Annotated in this window: 16 protein-coding genes; 2 read left to right on the top strand and 14 right to left on the bottom strand. The window is 63.1% G+C overall.

Annotation, left to right across the window (positions count from 1 at the left end; genetic code table 11):
• Window positions 1-151 precede the first annotated feature (151 nt).
• On the bottom strand, window positions 152-892 hold the full coding sequence (locus ABD833_RS10115; protein WP_345072734.1) for a hypothetical protein: 741 nt from the start codon (window positions 890-892) through the stop codon (window positions 152-154).
• A gap of 13 nt (window positions 893-905) precedes the next feature.
• Window positions 906-2,069: a tRNA 2-thiouridine(34) synthase MnmA gene (gene mnmA / locus ABD833_RS10110; RefSeq protein WP_345072733.1), complete on the bottom strand. Its 1,164-nt coding sequence runs from the start codon at window positions 2,067-2,069 to the stop codon at window positions 906-908.
• Window positions 2,070-2,349: 280 nt separating this feature from the next.
• On the opposite strand from mnmA, the gene ABD833_RS10105 reads away from it, so the two are divergent.
• Window positions 2,350-2,976 carry a beta/alpha barrel domain-containing protein gene (locus ABD833_RS10105; RefSeq protein ID WP_345072732.1) on the top strand — a complete coding sequence of 209 codons (627 nt, stop codon included), beginning with the start codon at window positions 2,350-2,352 and terminating at the stop codon, window positions 2,974-2,976.
• A gap of 185 nt (window positions 2,977-3,161) precedes the next feature.
• On the opposite strand, the gene trmB is transcribed toward ABD833_RS10105, so the two are convergent.
• The 11 genes from trmB to ABD833_RS10050 all read right to left on the bottom strand — a co-directional run bounded on the left by trmB (window position 3,162) and on the right by ABD833_RS10050 (window position 16,889).
• Entirely contained in the window at window positions 3,162-3,824 is a 663-nt protein-coding gene (trmB, locus tag ABD833_RS10100) for a tRNA (guanosine(46)-N7)-methyltransferase TrmB (protein WP_345072731.1), read from the bottom strand.
• Window positions 3,825-4,084: 260 nt separating this feature from the next.
• On the bottom strand, window positions 4,085-5,380 hold the full coding sequence (locus ABD833_RS10095) for a bifunctional folylpolyglutamate synthase/dihydrofolate synthase (protein WP_345072730.1): 1,296 nt from the start codon (window positions 5,378-5,380) through the stop codon (window positions 4,085-4,087).
• Window positions 5,381-5,580: 200 nt separating this feature from the next.
• Entirely contained in the window at window positions 5,581-6,459 is an 879-nt protein-coding gene (locus ABD833_RS10090) for a hypothetical protein (RefSeq protein ID WP_345072728.1), read from the bottom strand.
• 149 nt (window positions 6,460-6,608) lie between these two features.
• Window positions 6,609-7,019, bottom strand: a complete 411-nt coding sequence (locus ABD833_RS10085) for an ExbD/TolR family protein (protein WP_345072727.1) — start codon at window positions 7,017-7,019, stop codon at window positions 6,609-6,611.
• Window positions 7,020-7,108: 89 nt separating this feature from the next.
• The gene (locus ABD833_RS10080) at window positions 7,109-7,819 is read right to left on the bottom strand and encodes a MotA/TolQ/ExbB proton channel family protein (protein WP_345072726.1); all 711 of its coding nucleotides are present in this window, start codon (window positions 7,817-7,819) and stop codon (window positions 7,109-7,111) included.
• 1 nt (window position 7,820) lies between these two features.
• The gene (locus ABD833_RS10075) at window positions 7,821-8,984 is read right to left on the bottom strand and encodes an HU domain-containing protein (RefSeq protein WP_345072724.1); all 1,164 of its coding nucleotides are present in this window, start codon (window positions 8,982-8,984) and stop codon (window positions 7,821-7,823) included.
• 170 nt (window positions 8,985-9,154) lie between these two features.
• Window positions 9,155-10,861 (bottom strand): TonB-dependent receptor, encoded by a 1,707-nt coding sequence (locus ABD833_RS10070; RefSeq protein WP_345072723.1) that lies wholly within the window; start codon window positions 10,859-10,861, stop codon window positions 9,155-9,157.
• A gap of 193 nt (window positions 10,862-11,054) precedes the next feature.
• Window positions 11,055-14,258 (bottom strand): tetratricopeptide repeat protein, encoded by a 3,204-nt coding sequence (locus ABD833_RS10065; protein WP_345072722.1) that lies wholly within the window; start codon window positions 14,256-14,258, stop codon window positions 11,055-11,057.
• Complete coding sequence (locus ABD833_RS10060; RefSeq protein ID WP_345072720.1) at window positions 14,258-14,944, bottom strand: RES family NAD+ phosphorylase; 687 nt, start codon at window positions 14,942-14,944, stop codon at window positions 14,258-14,260. Before ABD833_RS10060 ends, ABD833_RS10065 begins: the two co-directional genes overlap by 1 nt.
• A 9-nt stretch (window positions 14,945-14,953) precedes the next feature.
• Window positions 14,954-15,340, bottom strand: a complete 387-nt coding sequence (gene parS, locus ABD833_RS10055) for a type II RES/Xre toxin-antitoxin system antitoxin (protein WP_345072718.1) — start codon at window positions 15,338-15,340, stop codon at window positions 14,954-14,956.
• Window positions 15,341-15,383: 43 nt separating this feature from the next.
• Window positions 15,384-16,889, bottom strand: a complete 1,506-nt coding sequence (locus ABD833_RS10050) for an NCS1 family nucleobase:cation symporter-1 (RefSeq protein ID WP_345072717.1) — start codon at window positions 16,887-16,889, stop codon at window positions 15,384-15,386.
• Between the two features lie 247 nt (window positions 16,890-17,136).
• Between ABD833_RS10050 and ABD833_RS10045 the strand changes: the two genes are divergently transcribed.
• Entirely contained in the window at window positions 17,137-17,781 is a 645-nt protein-coding gene (locus tag ABD833_RS10045) for a sce7726 family protein (protein ID WP_345072715.1), read from the top strand.
• Window positions 17,782-17,933: 152 nt separating this feature from the next.
• On the opposite strand, the gene dinB is transcribed toward ABD833_RS10045, so the two are convergent.
• Entirely contained in the window at window positions 17,934-18,968 is a 1,035-nt protein-coding gene (gene dinB / locus ABD833_RS10040; protein WP_425553624.1) for a DNA polymerase IV, read from the bottom strand.
• Window positions 18,969-19,054: the final 86 nt, after the last annotated feature.

Raw genomic sequence — 19,054 nt, 5'->3', positions numbered from 1 at the left:
CCCCGGCGGGTCAGATTAACCGGGCTGAGTCGCAAACAGTGCTAAAGCAGAGGGGTCGCCTAAAAAAAGCGCGGCTGGTGAAAATCACCAGCCGCGCTTACAGACCTTGCCGGGCAGCAGCCCTGGCGGGCGCTGATCCGACAAAGGAAATTCAAGGGGTATTGCCTTTTTCCAGTAAGGCTTCCCTTCGGATCTGTCCCTGGAAAATTCGATCCGGGTCGCAGGTACCGCCATTGCAATACGCTAGTCGGCGGCGCATCCGATACACCGGCCCGCTGCCCTTGGCATAGACCTGGCGGTACTTGGCTACATTGAATACCCCATCATCGAAGGCCACAGCCTCCACATCCTCGGTGGTCAGGGTATTCTCGTAGCGCACGGGCTGGTTGTTGGCCCTGGTTTCAAAAACTTTACCGACGCGCAGATACTGGCGGTTTTCCGCGACAATAGTATCGCGGGAGTTGAAGGCATCCCGGTTCCAGCTGTGCTCCGGCCGCACCGGAAACACCAGCTCCACCGTGCGGCGGTTGTTGCGCGTGAGCTGCAGGGTTTTGTCATCGGCCCTGATCACCATTACGCTGTCGTCGCGCCAGGTATCCGTGGGCAGCGTCCGTCTGGAGCGCACGAGCCGGTAGGCCGGCTGACCGCTGGCGTCCGTGATTTTCTCCGTGAGCCGCTCCCGGAACTGAAAGCGGTTCACCGGCTGCAGCTGGTAGTTCACCCAGACCGAATCGACCACGGCAAATACCCGGTAGTCGCCGACGACCAGGGGGTAGTAATCAGTGCCGGCTTCGGGGCCGGGCTCCGATTCATTCTGGCAGCCAACGACCAGGAGCATCAGCAGGCTGGCGGTGGCAAACAGCGCCGGGGTGCCACGGAAAGAAAAGGACATCGGATAAAAGCGGTTAGGACGTAACAACGGCAGGATGAAGGGAAGATACGGGAACTTCGCCGATGACGTGACGCTCAATCCAGCCGCCGCCCAGCACATCCTGCCCGTCGTAGAACACGGCGGCCTGCCCCGGGGTCACGGCGTGCACGGCTTGCTCGAAGTAAACGTGGATTTTGTCGCCGATCTGTTCCAGAAACGCGGGGGAGCCGTCGTGGTTGTAGCGGATTTTGGTTTGGCTCGGCACCAGCCCCCGCCCTTCCAGCGACGCGAACTTACCCATGTTGAGCTTGCCCACCAGCGTGCGGGTACTGGCCAGGTCGTCGAAGTTGCCCAGCACCACCTGGTTGGTATCGGGGCGGATTTCGGTCACGTAGGCCGGGAAGCCCAGGGCAATGCCCAGCCCCTTACGCTGCCCGATGGTGTAGAACGGGTAGCCTTCGTGGTGGCCCAGCACGGTACCGTCGCGCATTATAAACTCGCCACCCGCCACCCGGGCTTCCAGTCCTTCCACCCGCCGGCGCAGAAAGCCCCGGTAGTCGTTGTCGGGAATAAAGCAGATTTCGTAGCTCTCGGGCTTGTTTACCAGCTCGGTGAACCCGCGGCGGCGGGCCTCGTCGTAGATTTCAGTTTTGCGCATGCCCCCCAGCGGGAACAGCGTGCGCGCCAGACTCTCCTGGCTCACCCCCCAGAGCGCGTAGGACTGGTCCTTATTTTCGTCGAGGCCTTTACTTACGATATAACGGCCCTCTTCGTGGCGCACGTTGGCATAGTGGCCGGTGGCAATGAACCGGCAGCCGAGCTGATCGGCGCGGCGCAGCAGGGCATCCCACTTGATGTGGGTATTGCAGAGCACGCACGGATTGGGCGTGCGGCCGGCCAGGTATTCATCGGTGAAATTGTTGATAACAAAATCCCCGAACTCCTCGCGAATGTCAATGATGTAATGCGGAAAGCCCAGCTCCACGGCAATCTGGCGGGCGTCGTTGATGCTGTCGAGCGAGCAGCAGCCGGTTTCCTTCTTGGAGCCGCCGGCCGAGGCGTAGTCCCAGGTTTTCATGGTCATGCCCACCACTTCATACCCCTGCTCGTGCAGCAGGACGGCGGCGACGGACGAGTCAATGCCGCCGCTCATGGCAACCAGGACCCGGCCTTTTGTGTCTGACGTATTCGTATTCATACAAGTGAAAAGCAAAGAGGCGAGCTGAAAGTTTCCGCCGCCGTTGCGCAAAGGTAGGAAGTCCGCGGTTGGGCGGCCCGCTGTTTCGCTCCCGGAAGCTGGCCGCCAGCATCCGGGCGGCGCCAGGCCGTCGGCGCCAGGGCCACGGGAGGCAGCAAGCTTATCCTTAAGCTATTAGCCCAGAAAAACCTTGAATTCATCCAAGTCAGCAGTTTTATTCCCAATATTGCACCGTGCTTAGGGTGGGCGCAGTCATTATTGCTTTGCTTTTGGTCTTGCCATGTCTTTGATTACGCCGGTGCTGGTTCGGGGCATCAACAACCTGTCCGATGCCCGTTACTGCGCGGGCATGGGGGCCGAATACCTGACCTTCCGTCTCGACCCGGCCCTGCCCGGCTATCTGCAGCCGGAGGCGGTGCGGGAGCTCAGCGGCTGGGTGGCGGGCGTGCAGCTGGTAGGCGAGTTCGATACGCTGGCCGTAGATGAAATCAACACGCTGGCGCAGGCCTGTGGTCTGCACTACGTGCTGCTGCACCGGCGTCGCCCCGCCGAAGAACTGGCCCGCCTGACCGTCCCGGCCCTGAAACTCATTAAGTGGATTCCGGATATGCTGCCCGAAGATGTCGAAAAGCGCTTCCACGACCAGCAGAACCAGGTGGCCGGCTTCCTGCTGGCTACTCCGCCGCCGCATCCGCTTACGCCCATGCAGCTGGCCCAGCTCACCCAACAGGCTCGCACCTATAAGATATGGCTGGGGCCCGGCTTCGCGGGTGCGACTTCTATCCGGACCTTCGTGGAACGGATTCAACCCGCTGGTCTGGTATTGGACGGGGGGGAGGAAATCAAAACCGGCCTGCGGGACTTTACCGAACTGGAAGCCATTTTCGAGCAGCTGGACGACGAATAGCCGAATTTTCATTCGGCTAACCTTACGGCAATCAGGTCATATCCCGGTTCGCCAAACCGCGGCCAGCCCGCAGCCAGCCCGTGGCTTGGCGCAGCCGGTACCTGGTACCGCCCGCCCCACCGGGGCGGGCCCGGGGCGCTGGTGGGGCGGCAAGGGGGCCATGGCAGCTTCGGAAAAAGGACGGGTTAGCTTACCTGAAACTGCAGATACTTGATCGGAATACCCTCGGCCCGGAAGCGCCGCTCGTAGTGCGTCTGGATATCTTCCGCGTGCGGGAGCAGCTCCGGGGTGGCATACAAGTCCCTGGTATGAACCCGTACGGTGGCCCCGGGGCGCTGCTGCACCACTTCCAGCGAGTAGTCGAACAGGGCTTCGTCGTCGGTCTTGAGGTGAATCAGTCCCCCGGGGCGCACCAGCTGCTGATACAGGTTCAGGAAGCGCGGGGCCGTGAGGCGGCGCTTGGCGTCGCCGAGGCGGGGGCGCGGGTCGGGAAACGTAATCCAGATTTCGCTGAGCTCGCCGGGAGCAAACTGCCCGAGCAGGTCGAGGGCGCGCATCCGCACGAAGCCCACGTTGGTCAGCCCCAGCTCCTGGGCCCGGTGGCTCCCCTTCCAGATCCGGTCCCCCTTGATGTCGAGGCCCAGAAAGTTGCGGGCGGGGTAGCGCTCGGCCAGGCCCACAGTATAGTCCCCTTTGCCGCAGCCCACTTCCAGGGTAATCGGATTGGGGCGGGCGAAAAAATCGGTTTGCCACCGGCCACCCAGCTGCTGAAAGTTTTCCTTGCCCGGCTCCACAATATCGGGCCGCTCGGCGTTGTTGGCAAAGCGCTTCTGTTTTACTCGACTCACTGAATTGGTTTTTGGTTATTCGTTGTTGGTTTTTGGCTCGTTGCCAGTCTCGGTTGGTTGGTTTTTGGTTGTTGGTTTTTGGCTCTTTGCCAGTCTCGGGTGGGGCCCACGGCGTAGAAACAGCACCGGCCATAAACCAAAAACCATAAACCAATTGGTTGTTGGTTTTTGGTTTTTGGCCGGTCTCGGGTGGGGCCCACGGCGTAGAAACAGCACCGGCCAAAAACCAAAAACTATAAACCAAAAACCAGCAGCCAGCTTTACAGGCCTTCGATTTCGGCCACCACAAAGGTACTGCCGCCAATGAACACCACGTCTTCGGGGCGGGCGGCGGCGCGGGCCGCCGCCACGGCTGCCATCACGGGGCCATACGCCTGACCCCTCAACCCAAAAACCGCGGCCTGCTGGGCGAGGTCAGCCGCCGGCAGGGCCCGCGGAATTGCGGCCTGGCAAAAGTAATAGGTTGCCGCCGTTGGCAGCAGGCTCAGCATTTTCGTCACGTCCTTATCGTTCACCACGCCCAGCACGAAGTGCAGCTGCCGGTAGGGCAGCCGCGCCAGCTGGGCCGCCACGAAACGGATGCCGGCTTCATTATGGCCCGTGTCGCAGACGACCAGCGGCTGGCGGCCCAGAATGGTCCAGCGCCCCCGAAAGCCGGTGAGTTGGCTCACGTCGCGCAAACCAGTCCGCACGGCGGCTTCGGAAATCACGAAGCCCTGGCGGCGCAGCTCATCCACCACGGCCAGCACGCCGGGCAGGTTCAGCCGCTGATAATCGCCGGCTAAGGCCAGCTCCAGCGCTTCGAGGTGGGCGGCCCCGCTGATTTGCAGCTGCTGCGCGTCCGCGTCCGGGGCCGCCTCGCCGGGTTGGGCTACCTGATACTGCTGATCGGCAAAAAGCAGCGGGGCGTCGAGGGCCTGCGCTTTTTGCTGAAACACGGCCGCCACTCCGGGCTGGGTCTGGCCGATGATGACCGGCACGCCGGGTTTGATGATGCCGGCTTTTTCGGCCGCAATTTCGGCCAGCGTATCGCCCAGCAGGTTCTGATGGTCGAAGCTGATGTTGGTGATGAGCGACACCAGCGGGGTAATGATGTTGGTGGAATCGAGCCGCCCGCCCAGGCCTACTTCCACGACGGCAATATCCACCCGCTGCTCGGCGAAGTAGGAATAGGCCAGCGCCACGCACATCTCAAAGAACGAGGGCTGCACCTGGGCAAATAACGGCCGCCATTGCGCCACCCATTCCACCAGATACTCCGGGGCCAGATCCTGACCGTTGATTTTGATGCGCTCCGTAAATTCCCGCAGGTGGGGCGAGGTATACAGCCCGACATTGTAGCCGGCGGCCTGCAGGACGGCGGCCAGCAGGTTGGAGCTGCTGCCTTTACCGTTGGTCCCCGCTACGTGCACGGCTTTGAACCGCCGCTCCGGATTCCCCGTAGCTTCGGCCAGGGCCTCGGTACGGGCCAGGCCGGGCTTGTAGCCCGCATCCCCTACCCGCTGAAACATCGGCAGCTGGTCGTAGAGAAAGGCTAGGGTTTCGGCATAGGTCATCGGAAGGCAAGGCTGAAAGCGGGGGGAAGTGGTGGTGGTGGTGCCACGAATTTTTCGGTCGTGGTACCACTATCGTTGAAGGCATCAGCAACGATAGTGGTACCACGACCGAAAAAGTCGTGGCACCACTCCTGCCCGCAAAAGTAAAACCGCCGGCCGGAGAATTCCGACCGACGGCGCTTTTTGCTGGAGTAGATAGTTTAGCGCACCGTGAAGCGGAAGGTGTAGAAGCCGGTAGCGCCGCCCGCCGTGGCGCTGGTGCGGCGGAAGTCAGCGTTTTGCAGCGCATCGCGGCACACCTTTTCCTGGGCCGGCGTCACGTTGCCGGAAACCTTGGTCACGGCTTCCACTTCCCCATCGGCGTTGATCTTGATTTTGAAGCGGGCAAAGCCGGAAGAGTTATCCACGTAATCAACGGCGGGAATCTTCACGAAGGCCCAGCCCGCCATTTCCAGGCCGCCGGAGCCGGGAGTTCTACCACTACCGCCGCTGCCGGGCTGGCCGTACAAGGCCTTGGCATCCAAAGAGCCGTTCGGGTCGCCTTGGTCGCCGACGGAGCCGGGCCGGTCGCCGTTGTTGTTGCCGGTCGGGGCGTTGCTGGTGCCGTTTTCCCCGTTGCCGCCACCGTTGGCGCTGCCTTTGGGCGTGTAGAGCGTCCGCGGCTTTTCGGCAGGCCGGGGTACTTCCTTCACTTCTTCGCGGCGCGGCGCGGCTTTCTCCACCGGCGGCACGCTCACCGGGCTTTCCTCGGCTTCGCTGGTGATGATCTTATCCTCGGACGCTTCCTGAGGGACGGGCTCCGCAGCCTGCTGCACGGGGCGCGGCGTGGGGTCGGGCGAAGAGGCGGGCGGGCGGCTGTCCTCCCGGTTTGGCGACTCGTTGGCTAGGGCCTTGCTTTGCACGTCGCCGGAGCCGGCCTCGTCGATGCCGTAATTCAGCTCCACCCCATCGCCCCCAAAGGCGGCCAGCGGCGGATCGGGTCCTTTAAAGATGGTGAAGATGAAGGCTGCGGCCAGCAGCGCATGGATAGCCACCGTGCCAATTAGCGCCTCGCGGCGGTGCTCTTCGCGGTAGTCCATATCAGTTGCCGGTTGCGGGTTGCCAGTTACCAGTTTTCATTTGCCCAACATAGCCCATGAAGCATTCGTTGCGGGTTGGAGGTGCTCGTTGCCCGTTCTGGGTGGTACTCGTTGAACAAACCGGCAACCCGCAACCCAAAACCGGCAACTCATTGGGCGGACGACTGCTGGGCCTGCGTGGCCATGACCATCTTCACCTTGAGCCGGTTGCCGATTTCGAGGATATCGACCAGCTTCTGCACGTTCAGCGACGAGTCGACCCGCAGCACGACGGTCGGGCTTTCCAGCCCCGCAATGCGCTGGGCCAGGGCCGGCTCCAGCGTGGCCGAAGTCACCGGTTCGCGGTCCAGAAAGTAGGCCCCGGCCGCATCGACCGATACGTTGATGGTTTGCTTCATCACCGCCTTGCCCGAGCGGGCATTGGGCAGCATGAGCTTAATCACGTTGGGGTTGACCATGGTGCTCACGATCAGGAAGAACAGCATCAGGAAGAACATGATGTCGTTCATCGAGCTGGTCTCGACGTGCGAGGAAAGCTTACGGCGCCGGCTGAGGTCCATTGGAATCAATTAAGAATTAACAATTAGGAATTAAGAATTAGGAATCGCTTCAGCCTGTCGGCTAATTCTTCATTCCTAATTATTAATTACTAATTATCCTGCAGGATGTCCATGAATTCGATGGCCGAGTTTTCCATGCGGAAGACGAGGCGCTCGACCATGATGCTGAGCCAGTGGTAGCCGATGTGGGCGATGATGCCCACGATCAGGCCGGCGGCCGAGGTCACCATCTTGGTGTACAGACCACCCGAAATCTGGGCGATGCCGAAGTCGCCGGTGGCGCTGATGGCGTAGAAAATCTTGATTACCCCGATGATGGTACCCACGAAGCCGAGCATAGGGGCAATACCGGCGATAATGCCCAGAATGCTGATGTTCTTTTCGAGGCGGGCAATTTCGATCTTACCCACGTTTTCCACGCTGGCTTCAATGTCCTTCAGCGGCAGGCCCACCCGGCGGATGCCCTTCTCAATCATCCGCGCCAGTGGCGACGGGTTTTGCGCGCACAGCATCTTGGCTCCCTGCAAATCACCCTTCACCATCAGCCCCCGGATACCCCCCATGAACGACTCCGGGTTGACGGCGGCCCGGCGAATGGTGATGAAGCGCTCGATCATGATGTAAAGCGACACGAACGACAGCAGCAGCAGCGGCAGCATAATCCAGCCCCCCTTCAGAATCAGGTCGAGCAGCGAGAGGTCGGTGGTAACGGTGGCGGCGGCGCCGGTGGCGGCGGCGGTAGCGGCAGTATCGGTGGCAGTGGTAGCGGCGGTGGTAATCTGCAGCAGGAATGCGGTCATGCTAGTAATTGAGAACCCAAAGATCAGAACCTAAGTGCTTCCGCACCAGGGGCAATTGTTGCTGTGCCTGCGCCTTGCTGGCAAAGTCGACGGCAGACAGGCGGTACTGGCGGCTGCCCCGGGCCGGCAACACTACTTTTGCCTCGCGGTGGCCGTGGCGAACCAGGGCTAAGCGGCCCTTTTCGGCGTGCGCCAGGGTGGTATAGGCGCCCACAATGATGAAGGAACGACCTGTGCGGCCTTTAATTGTAGTCGGACCCGCGGCGGCGGCCGGAGCAGCTACCACGGGCTTAGCGACGGGAGCCACTGACGACTTAGCCGGAGCTTTGGCTACAGCCGGCTTACGAACGGCTACGACAGCGGGAGTTTTGGCCACTACCACCTTGGCAACCGGGGCCGCAGACTCAGCCACCGACCCGGCGGCTTCAATAGATACCGCCGCCGCGGGTGATGCTTCCGACCAGCCATTGTTGGCCAGCGTGGCCTGCTGCCGGGAAATGACGGGCTCTGCCGTTGGCCCGGCTACGGGCTGACCTGACGTTGGCTGGGGAGCCCAGGCGGTATTTAGAGTAAGGCTTTCAGGCAGGTAGCCCAGCTTCAAGGCAATCTGGTAGTTAGCCGACAGAACCAGGCCCGCAATAATTAGCGTAGCGGCGGCCCGGAAGGCCCGGGCCAGCCGGCGCGAGCGGCTCACGGTGAGCAACGGCGCGGCGGGTTGCCGGTCGCGGGCCAGCAGCGCATCGGTGGCCCGGATGGGGCGCGACACCAGCTCGGGCAGGCCGTAGCTGGCCGCCAGCAGGTTCTGCTGGCCCGTGTATTCGAAGTCGAGGCCCCGGCCTGCGGAACGGCGGAAAATGCCGATACCCGCCAGCTCCGTCCGCTGACCGGTTTCCAGCTCGGCCTGCAGGCGCAATACGGCATCACGCACGAGCTGCCGGGCCTGGGTGGGCGACACATTCAGCGCCGTGCTCAGTGCGTCTACCAGCAGCCCGTCGTTACGGATCAGTGACTGATTGAACGCAATGCGCTTGGCCGGCGGAGCCAGCGTATGGCGCACGGGGTGAATGCTGGCCGGGGCGTAATCAGCAATCAGGCCCCCGAAATCAGGAATGATAACGCAGTCGTGGTCCCGGAGCAGGGTGCGGATATGGTCGGAAAGCTGCATGGGGCAATGGTGTAAGGACGGGGTGAAGCAGGGCTTTCAGGCAGGCAACGCGAAAGACCTTCCGGGCGGCCGAGCCGCTGGTGCCGAAGGGCAAAAAGCGGGTTGCGGGCGACCAGAAGGCCTTGCGGGCACTAGGATGAAGGCGAATACGGCATCAACTCAGTCGGGTTCTAGAAGTCGTAGGTTACGCCCGCCAGTACGTTGAGGCCCTTCACTGGGTAGTTCAGGAAACGCTCGTACTTGCGGTTCAGCAAATTATTGCCGGAAGCAAAGATGGACAGATTTTCCATAATACGGTAATCCGCCCGCAGGTTCAGGTCGATGACGGCATCGGTAGCGGTAGGTATTTCCCGGTACAGGACCGGCGGATCAAACACGGTAGCTTTTCGGGTGCTGGACCCGAAGCTGGCGCTATAGGTGTACAGCTCAGCGCCCAGCAGCAGCTTGCCGTACATATTGTAGGTGGCAAACAGCGTGGACTGAAAGGCCGGGCGGTGGTAGGCCTTGGCCAGAGATTTTACCTTGTAGCCATTGTAGTCGGCCTTGAAGCCGATGCGGACCTGCTCAGCGGCGTTGTACAGGATTTCGCCGTGGATGTTGACCAGCTGGGTGGCTTTCTGATCGTAGACCAGGTCGAACCGGGTGGAATCCCGGAGTGCGTTTTTGTAGAAGTACAGGTTCCGGTCGTTGCTCAGCGTCACCTTGGCATTCACGGCTAGGGCCCGGGCCGGCGTGGCGTTGAAGCCGAAGTACACCGTCGGGCCGCGGTGGGTGTCGGCCACGCGCTGGCGGCTGGCCAGCCACTGGTTTTCGGTGCTCAGGTCGTAGAGCGTGACGCGCTGCAGCGCCCCGCCCAGGCCGGCAAAGGCCACGAACTTATCCTCGACGAGGGTGTAGCCCAGGCGAATGGCCGGGTACACGTTGAACTGCTGGACCCGACGGATGGTGTCGCCGGTGTAGCCCAGCGTGGCCCCCACCGACACGTTCAGCCGATTCAGGGTCAGCTCGTAGGCCGGCGTCACCTGCACGAAGGGCCGGCTCACGGAGTAGGCCGAGTCTTTCTGGGAAATGAACGACACGTCGCCATTCACACTCACCCGGCTTTTCTCGCTGAGGGCGTAGCCGGAGCGCAGCCCGGCGTGGACGTTGCTTTCGGTGGCCTCAAAGTTGTCTTTCCAATAGTTGAAGCCCAGGCTGGCCTCATACTGGAAGGCCGCATCGGCGGCGCGGTTGCGGGCGTACACCTTGGCGGCGGCGCGGTAGAACACCTGCTTGAGGCTGTCGGTTTCGGGCGGCAGCTTCAGCGTGTTGCGGTTGTAGCCGTAGAAATTGTAGCGCTCCCGCCCCAGATCCACCTTCGCGCCCAGCGTCATCGGGCCGCGGTAAGTTTCGCCGTTCAGGCCGAGGCTGTTCTGGCTGAAGCCCGAGTTTTTCTTGTCGATGGGCCCATTGGCCGAGGCCATATGGCTGAAATCGAGGCCGTAGGAAGCCGCGTCGCTGCGGGTGTTGTGCAGGTAGATTTTGCCGTAGGTGGTGCCGTAGTTGCCCAGGCCGGCCTTCACGTAATTACCGGTTTGCAGCGTCAGCTCTTCCTGGCGGATGGTCAGCACGCGCACCGAGGGGTTGAGCCGGTCGGCGGGCAGGCGGAAATCGGGGTAGGTATAGGTGACTTTGCCCGCCTGCTTAGTAGGCGCGTCGATCCGGATTTTCTCGAAGTTGCGCGTCGCCTCGGGCAGCTGGTTTACCCGCTCCTTCACGATTTCAATCTCGGCGTCCTCAATCTTGCCCCCGGGCCTGGTGGTGCGTTGGGCCTGCGTGGTGAGGGGCGCGGCCGCCGCCAGCAGAAGGGCCAGGGCGAATGGTTGACGAAGGGTCATATGGTGGGGTCTTGGGGTCTCAGGGACTGGGGGGCTTGGTGTTCCCGCCGCGCCATTGACTTGCAGGGTTGATTTAAATAAGCAGCTCTACTCCTATTAAATAGAGCTGATTCCGATCCGCTCAGGAATGTGGAGCATCCTTGCGGCTCAACCGGTATGGTGGTTGTTTAGCCGCAAGGATGCCTCTGTACCCCTATTCCTCGCCGGGCGTAGGCGTGGCCGAAGAATCGGCCGGCGCCGTTTGGGTGGGCACCAGATTGCGGGCCGGCGCCTTGCCTTTGGCGGGCGTTTTTGGCGTGGCCGTCCTGGACGGGGCCTTCGTCGGCGGCGTTTTCGTGCCGCCCGTCGGAGTACCCGTGCCGGAGCCGCCGGCGGGAGTTTCGGCCGGCAGGGCCGCCAGCCGCTGCTTCGCGCCTTCGATGATTTCAGCCACCGGGAATTTGTTCTCGATGACGGAGGTCAGCGTGGCGCGGGCCTGGAAGGTTTCGCCCTGGGCCTGGTAGATGTCCGAAATCAGCAGGAAGCCCCGGCCCTGCCAGAGCTCGTAGTTCGAGGAGTTGGTCTTGTAGGCCGCATCCAGGGCTTCGGGGTACTTCTTCTGCTGAAACAGCACGTCGGCCAGCAGGTACTGGGCTTCGGCGCCGGTTTCGTCGGTGGCGGCGGCGGCCGTGGTCAGCTCCGGCAGGGCCTGGTCGAAGTTGGCGGCTTTGTAGCTGGCCTTGGCCAGGTAGAGCGTGGCGGCGTTGGTAGCGTTGAGCGTGGCCCCGCTCAGGGCGCGCAGCTCCTCGGCCACGCGGCGGGTGGCGGCGTAGTCGCCGCTTTCGTAGTAGCTCTTCAGCAGCCCGATGCTGGCCGTGGCCACTTCGCGCTTGTTCTGCGACGACTCCCGCAGGCGGCCGTAGTATTTGATGGCTTCGGGGTAGTTCTTGTTCTCCAGCTCCAGGTCGGCCACCCGGCCCACGGCGCGGTTCACAAACTCGCTCTTGCCTTCCTGTACCACCGCCTTCAGGCGGGCCAGGGCGTCGGTCTTCCTGCCGGTTTTCAGCAGGGCATCGGCCAGGAAGTAGCGGCCGTCGGCGGCCAGCGTGGTGGTCGGGTACTGCTTCAGGTAGGCTTCGAGGCGCGGAATGGCCTGGGCGTACTTCTCGGCCAGGTATAGCGACTTGGCCGCCTCAAACTCCACGCTTTCGGTGGCGCTGCTTTCCGGGTTCTGCTGCTTGAACTGGGCCAGGTACTGGTCAAACTCCTCCGTCTTGCCCAGGGCCGTCAGACTTTCCTGGAGGCTGAAAATAGCGCTGCCGGCCGATTTGGTGCGCGGAAACTGCGTGAGCACCTGCCGGAAGTCGGTCACGGCTTTGTCGTGCTGGTTGAGGTTGGCATACGCCACGCCGCGCTTCTGCAGGGCCGGCGGAATCAGCGGCGAGTTGGGCCGATTCTGAATCAGGCGGGTGAAGCCATCCACGGCGGGCTGGAAGTCGCCGGCCTCGTAGTCGAACTGAGCCTGCTGGAACACGGCATCGTCGGCGTAGCGCGAGGTGGGCGCGGTGCGCAGCAGGGTGCCCAGGGTTTTGGTGGCTTCCTCCCGGCGGCCGAGCAGGCCCAGCGTCACGCTCTTCTGGTAGTAGGCGTAGTCCTTATCGGCGGCATTGGCCTGAATCACGTTTTCGTAGAGGTCCAGGGCCTGCTGGTAGCTCTTGGCAATGTAGTAGGTGTCGGCCAGACGCAGGGTCACGTCGTAGTAGTTCGCGTCGGTGGGCCGGGCAATCGGGTCCTTCAGATAGGCCTGGAACTGGGTGCGGGCGCGGTCGTACTGCTGGGTGTTGTAGTAGGCGTAGCCCAGGCCGTAGCGGGCCTTCTGGTCGAAGTCGGTTTCGGCCGCGGCCCCGTCGCGGGCGGTGCGGGCGGCGGCGGTGTAGGCCTGAATGGCTTCGGGGTATTTCTGCCCCACGCTGTACACCTCCCCTTTCAGCACCTGGGCCGCGGCGCGCAGCGCGTCGTCCTGCGGGTATTTCAACGACTTGTCCAGCACCGGCAGCGCGTCGGAATACTGACCGTTATTGTAGAGCGTGGCAGCCTGCAGATAAGCCACGCGCTGGTAGGTGGCGTTGAGCCTGGTGCTGCGGTCGTCGAGCCCGTCGAGGTAGCGCAGGGCCTGGGCGTAGTCCGACGAGTTCAGGAAACTCTCGCTCAGGATGTCGTCGGCCGCGGCCCCGTTCCTGGAGCGCGGAAACTTCTTGTTGAAGTCCCGGAGGGCGGCAATTACCTCCGGCGAGTTGCCCAGCTCGTAGTTGATCTGGGCGTACTTGAGCGTGGCGTTTTCGGTGATGTTGCGGTCGAAGGCGGCCTTGCGGGCGGCGTCGAGGGCGGCCAGGGCAAACTGCTTCTGGCTGGTTTGCAGGTAGCTCAGCCCCAGGTGGTAGGCCGCGTTCTGCCCCAGGGAGTCGCGCTGGGCGGCCACACCCTTCAGGCTGCCGATGGCGCCCTTGAAGTCGCCCATCTTGTAGTTGGCGTAGCCGATCTTATACTGCACTTTGGGCTCCACCTTCTTGCGGCCCGCGGCGTACTGATCGAAATACGCGGCGGCCTGCTTGTAGTCCTGCTTCTGGTAGAAGGCGTCGCCCACCAGCAGCTGAATTTCATCGGCCCCCTGGGGCGGCGGGGTCTGGGCCAGGGCTTTGGTGCCGTAGTCGATCAGGCCGTCGAAGTTGCCTTCCTTGTAGTAGATCTGGCTCATGATGGCGGGCACCACGGGCCTGTAGGCGTCGTTTTCCTCGGCAATAGCCAGATCCTTCCGGGCCCCGGGGTAGTCGCCGGCGCGGAAGGCCAGGTAGCCCGCGTAGTAGGAGCTGGCGTAGCGGTACTGGTGGTTGCCCTGCTTGTTGCGGTCGAAGAGCAGCTTGGCCTTGTCGAACTCCTTCTGGGCGAAGTAGCTGTAGCCGAGCTTGAACTCCGACTCGGCGCGCTGGTCGTTGGAGAGGTTGTTGGCCCCCACGCGCTGCAGGTAGTCGATGCTCTTGGCGTAGTTCTTCTGGTCGAAGTAGAACTTGCCCAGCTCGAAGAAGGCCACGGCGGCTTTCGGATGGGTCGGGTTGTGGGCCGCGAAGGCCAGAATCCGGTCTTCGGCATCGGGGTGCGAGAGATTCAGGCCCGCCACGGCGTAGTAGTATTCCGCCTCAATGGTCCGGTCGCGCAGCTCGCCGGTGCGGCGCTGGGTCAGGTCGAGGTAGCGCTGGAAGGCCTGCTGGGCGGCCCCGTACTTACCGCGGTCGAAGAGCTCGAGGCCTTCCTGAAAGTGGCGTTCATCGGCGGCAAAAACCTGCGTCTGCTGGGCGTGCGCGGCTATTGGAGCCGCCGCGCTGAGCGTGGCAGCCAGCGCAATCCGGGAAATTATCTTCATTACGAGGCGTTACGGGGAGAGGGCGCAAGCGGCCCGATGCTGGCCAAAAGTAGCGAAAAAAGGCGGTGGGTTGCGCTAAAAGCCATTTTGGTCGACTCGCAGAACGCCGCCGCCGATATTTTGGTATGTCCGGCAGGCCCTGCCGGGTTGTTTGGTCCGCTAAATTCTGCTTTCCAACTGGGTTTGTCCCGCCAGCCCGCAGTAGCTCCAGCAGCTGCGGGCGTATCGCTTACTCCGGCTCCGGGGCCTTGATGCGGGCGTCGAAGCCGAATTCTTCCTGGGTGAGCAGCCGGATGCGCCTGAAATCGGGGTGGCGGGTGTATGTAATTGGCTTCCTGAGATACGATGGACGAGGGCACCCGCAGCACGACCGCCGGGCGGGCCTCGTACCAGGCGTCGCCCAAGGGCTGGCAGATAGCGTAGCGGCTGGCCTGCGCCCAGCCGGCGGGCAGCTGACCGGTGGTTATTTCGGCCACGGCCAGGTCGTCGGGCACGTCGATAACCAGGACCCGAAACTGCCCGTTGAGGCCCTCCCCGCTGCGATGGACCACGTTTTCGAGACAGGCCAGGGCGCGGGTGGCGGCGGTGTAAATCACGAACTTATCCGGGGTGTTCCAGCGGGCCCGGCGGCCGGCGGCAAACAGGTCGTCGGCGTATTTGGCCAGGCAGATGCGGTACACGAGCATACGCGGCAGTTAGGCCAGGTCGCCGTAGGCAATGCGGCTCAGCTCCTCCGCCACCAGGTCGATGCCGCCGCTGGTTTCGAGCAGGGGCAGCGGTACTTCGCCGGCCAGGCCGTGGGCGGGCTTGCCCAGCCAATGCCGGAAGGCCGGCGCGTCGCCGGACACTTCCACGCCCAGCTGGTAGAGAGCAATAATCTTGAGGGTTTTCTCGCTGCCGGCCGCGTTAAGCAGCTTTTTGCTTTGCGTATAGCTGCGCAGCGTCTTGGTGGAAAGCTCGTAGATGGCCTCCAGCTGGGGCGTTTGCAGTTCAAAAGCCTCGGCTACCTCAAACGCCGTGGCGGCCGGCAGGCCCTTACGCGCGGCCATCACCAGGGCAAACGTTGCTAAGACGCCTGTCACTAAATCGCCGCTCAGGATGACAGGCGATTTAATGACAGGTGACTTAAACCGAAGGACGGGCAGAACTTTCCACCATCTTCACCCCCCGCATCAGCGCCACATACACCACCGCCGACAGCGCGAAACCCACGAACCAGGCATAGTTATACAGCGCCACCAGCCCGGACCACACGGCGTCTTTCGGCAGCCCGCCGATGGCCACCAGGAAGCCCGGTACGTTGGGTGCAATGCCGACGAGCAGGGCCAGGATGGCGGCGGTATTGAAGCCGTTGCGGTAGGTGTAGCGGCCGTGGTACTGGTACAGATCCGGCACGTCGAGCTGCTGGTGGCGCAGCAGGTAGTAGTCGGCAATCATGATGCCGCCAATGGGGCCCAGCAGGGCCGAGTAGCCCACCAGCCAGGTGAAGATGTAGCCCGAGGGGTCGGCAATGAGCTTCCAGGGAAAAATCAGCAGGCCGATGACGCCGGTGATGTAGCCCCCGGTTTTGAAGCTGATGCGCGTGGGCGAGAGGTTGGCGAAGTCGTTGGCGGGACTCACGATGTTGGCGGCGATGTTGGTGGCCAACGTGGACAGCGCCACGGCCAGCATGGCAAAGCTCACCAGCAGCCGGCTCTCGAAGCGGGCTGCCAGCACCACCGGGTCCCAGATGGTCTGGCCATAGATGATAACCGTGGCCGAGGTCACGACCACGCCCACGAACGAGAACAGGGTCATGGACGCGGGCAGCCCAATGGCCTGGCCCAGCAGCTGGGCGCGCTGGCTGACGGCGTAGCGGGTGAAGTCGGGGATGTTCAGCGACAGCGTGGCCCAGAAGCCCACCATGCCGGTGAGGGCCGGAAAGAAGTAGGCCCAGAAGGCCGCCGACGAGGCGAACTTAGACGGCTGGGCCAGAATCGGGCCCAGACCATGACCGGCGGAAATAGCCCAGAACAGCAGGGCCAGCGCGGCCACGGGCAGGAAAAACGCCTTGAACACGAGCAGCTTCCTGATGCTGTCCACGCCCAGGTGCACCACGTACATATTCAGCCCCCAGAACAGCAGAAACGTAATGGCCGGGCCGGTAGCCAGCCCCCACGACGCGGGAAACACGGCCGGCAGCGTACCCAGCGCCGGCAGCCAGAGCACGCCCATCTGATACAGCGCGTAGCCGCCAATCCAGGTCTGGATACCGAACCAGCCGCAGGCAATCAAAGCCCGCAGCAGCGCCGGAATATTGGCCCCGCGCACCCCGAAGCTGGCCCGGGCAAACACCGGAAACGGAATGCCATACCGGGCTCCGGCCCGGCCATTGAGCAGCATGGGCACCAGCACGATGGTATTGCCCAGCAGAATCGTGAGCAGGGCCTGCCACCAGTTCATACCGCCCTCAATCAGCGAGCTGGCCAGCATGTAGGTCGGAATGCACAGGCTCATACTGATCCACAACGCGGCATAGTTGCCGGTGGTCCAGCTGCGGTCGGCCCAGGCTACGGGGGCCAGATCGGGGCTGCTGAGGCCGGCGGTGGAGGGCTCAGCAGTGGCAATGGGCAGGTCGTGGGTGGTTTCCATCGGCAGCGGGGAGGTGAATGGCGCCGGGGAATGTAGAAAGATGCACCGTGATTTCCATAATTGGCTGTCATTGCCAGGAGGCACGACGACGCACCCTACTCCTTCTCCAAGCCGGTGCAGCATTGAACGATGTAGAGACGCGACACTTCGCGTCTCGACGGCCGCGCCGTTGGCCGATATCTTCCATGCCGGGCCCAAGAGGTTGTTCAACGCCGAGACGCCGTTCGGCCCTATCTTGCGGGGCTGTATGAACGATCCGGAAATCCGCGCCCTGCTGTATCCTCTGCTCCTGGAAGGCGTCTACGTCGATGAGCTGCCCACCGGCACCACCCGCGCCGACGTGGTGCACATCACCCCCGCCTTCATGCACGGCTACGAGGTGAAGGGCGACGGCGACACGCTCCAGCGGGTGGCCAACCAGCTGCGCTGCTACGCCGAGGTCTACGACTTCGTCACGTTCGTCGTCACCGAAAAGCACCTGACCAAGCTGCTGCCCCTGCTGCCGGCGTGGGTGGGCGTACTGGTGGTATCAGCCGACGGACTACACCCGCACCGGCCCGCGGGCTACAATGCCACCGTGGAACGGGCCGCTATTGCCAGCCTGCTGCTGCTGGAAGAAGTGAAGCAGTTTCTGCTGGCCCGGGGCTTCAGCGGCGTCAGCACCCTGCGGCGGCGCGAGGTGCTGCACTTTCTGCGCCACACCCAGCTGGTGCCGCTGTCGCACCTGGCCCAGTTTGCCCGCGACCAGCTCACCCTGCGCCTACCCCAGCGGCTGTTGAATAGGGCCGAGCGCAAAGCCGAGCGGTCCGCCCGCCCGGCCCGCCCCAAACCCCACCGGCCGAAGAAGCGCAAGGCCCCGAAGAAGCCGGCCCGGGCAGGAAAGCAAGCCTAAACCTACAGAACAGTCATTCCGAGTAATAAGAACGTCATTCCGAGCGCAGCCGAGGAATCTCGCGTGCTGACGTTGGAATAGTAATCCGCCGTCAGCACGCGAGATTCCTCGGCTGCGCTCGGAATGACCGTTCTGGTTTCCCCATTACTCCCTCACAACCCCAGCACCAGCTGCCGGCCCGGTTCCTGCTCGCCTTCCAGCGTGGAGACCGTAACGCCCAGCAGGCGTACCCCTTTGTCCAGCGGCACCTGGGTACGCAGCAGCTCCAACGCGGCCAGCTCCAGAGCTTCCCGGGTGGCTACCGGTGCAAAGCCGGTGCGGCGGCGGGTGATTTGCTGGAAGTCGGCGTACTTGACCTTGAGGGTGACCGTGCGCCCCCGGGCCCCGGTCCGCTCGCAGGTTTGCCAGACCGATTCGGCCAGCGGCAGCAGGGCCGCGCCCAGCTCGGCCAGCGTGGTCAGGTCGTGCTCAAAGGTGGTTTCCGAGCCGATGGACTTGCGCACCCGATTGGGCTGCACGGGGCGGTGGTCCTCGGCCCGGGCAATGGCGTAGTAGTACGAGCCGGCCTTGCCGAAGTGCTGGCGCAGAAAGGCCTCGGGCTGCTGCCGCAAGTCGAGACCGGTAAAGATGCCGAGCTGGTTCATGCGCCCCGCCGTGACGTGGCCGATGCCGTGAAACTGACCCACGGCCAGCGTTTCCACGAAAGCCAGCCCCTGGTGGGGGCGGATGACGTACTGCCCGTTGGGCTTGCGGTAGTCGGAGGCCAGCTTGGCCAGAAACTTATTGTAGGAGATGCCCGCCGAGGCGTGGAGCTGGGTTTCCCGGAAGATGCGGCCCCGGATTTCCCGCGCCAGCTCGGTAGCCGTGAGCGGGCTGGGACTATGCGTGACGTCGAGGTAGGCTTCGTCCAGGGAAAGCGGCTCAACCAGGGGCGTGTAGTCGGCGAAGATGGCCCGGATCTGCTGCGAGACGGCCTTGTAGACCTCGAAGCGGGGTTTCACGAAAATCAACTCCGGGCACTTGCGCCGCGCCACTGCCGACGCCATGGCCGAGCGCACCCCGAACTGCCGGGCCTCGTAGCTGGCCGCCGCCACCACGCCCCGCTCCCGCGAGCCGCCCACGGCCACGGGCTGCCCCCGCAGCTCCGGGTGGTCGCGCTGCTCCACGGAGGCGTAGAAAGCGTCCATGTCGAGGTGAATAATCTTGCGCGGCGGGGTTTCCAACTATTTTAAAGCCCTGGTAGGAACGTCATGCGGAGCGAAGTCGAAGCATG

Origin of the sequence: Hymenobacter fastidiosus, assembly GCF_039539565.1 — a bacterium.
GTDB classification, from domain to species: Bacteria; Bacteroidota; Bacteroidia; order Cytophagales; family Hymenobacteraceae; genus Hymenobacter; species Hymenobacter fastidiosus.
Note: the sequence above shows the minus strand (reverse complement) of the source record. Positions and strands in the feature narration are given on the sequence as shown.